This window comes from Phocaeicola faecium, assembly GCF_014837055.1.
Classification (GTDB): Bacteria; Bacteroidota; Bacteroidia; order Bacteroidales; family Bacteroidaceae; genus Phocaeicola; species Phocaeicola gallinarum.
In genome coordinates, this window is record NZ_JACSPQ010000038.1 from 1 (window position 1) to 1,025 (window position 1,025).

Annotated in this window: 2 protein-coding genes; both read left to right on the forward strand. The window is 63.4% G+C overall.

Going from position 1 to position 1,025, the window contains the following annotated elements:
- Nucleotides 1-482, forward strand: a 482-nt coding sequence (locus H9626_RS15725; protein ID WP_191710823.1) for an ATP-binding cassette domain-containing protein, incomplete at its 5' end; no start/stop codon positions are given.
- 139 nt (nucleotides 483-621) lie between these two features.
- Nucleotides 622-1,025: ABC transporter transmembrane domain-containing protein (locus H9626_RS15730; RefSeq protein ID WP_262892002.1), on the forward strand; the 404-nt coding region annotated here is incomplete at its 3' end.

The window sequence follows — 1,025 nt, forward strand, 5'->3', positions numbered from 1 at the left end:
TCGCCAAGGCGCGTGGGCTGATGGAGGAGTTCGGCATCGCCTACCTGGAGGGCAAGCAGATGTTCAAGCTCTCGGAGGGGGAGCGCACTCGCGTGCTGATCTGCCGCGCGCTGATGGCCGACCCGGATCTGCTGATTCTCGACGAGCCGACCACGGGGCTGGACTTGGGCGGACGCGAGCTGGCGTTGCGGGCGTTGAGCCGCATCGGCGCCGAGGACACCGACCGCACCGTGCTGCTGGTCACGCACCGCCTGGAGGAGATTCCGACCGGGTTCGACCATGTGGCCGTCATGGGCCGCATGAGCGGCGACGAGGCCGACGCCTACAGGGCGAACGTGGCGGGCAACAATCCCTCGCCCGGCACCATCGTGTACACCGGTGACCTGGAACACGGGTTCACTTCGGAACGGCTGACGGCCGTGTTCGGCCTGCCGCTGGACGTGACGCACGCCAACGGCCGTTGGTCCGCGTTCGCGCACTGACGACTCGCAAGCGTCCTCATCTCCGTGTCGGGCGTATCCGCACCCGATTAGCTTACGGTGAAAGATAGTTCCTTACGTGTGTGTAGTCTGGTCTCGATTCACTGGACGACACGACGTAAGGAAAGGAGTTGAATGACGCATGTTCCGCATCATGACGCACTATCTCAAAGCGTATAAGTGGCAGGTGCTGGCGCTGATGGTCTTTCAGATCGCGCAGGCGCTGCTGGCACTCTACCTGCCAAATCTGAACGCCGACATCATCAACAAGGGCGTCGCCTCGGGCTCCAGCTCGGAGATCTACCGCTACGGCGCTATCATGCTGGGCTTCAGCCTGTTGCAGGTCGCCGCGGCCATTGTGGCCACGTACTTCTCGTCCCGGTTGGCGATGCGCCTGGGCTATGAGGTCCGCCGCGACTACTTCAAGGCGGTGGAGGGCTTCTCGCTGCAGGAGGTGGAGCGTTTCTCCGCCGGCTCGCTGATCACCCGCGCCACCAACGACGTACTGCAGGTGCAGATGATGTTCTACCAGGGCTTCGCCGTCAT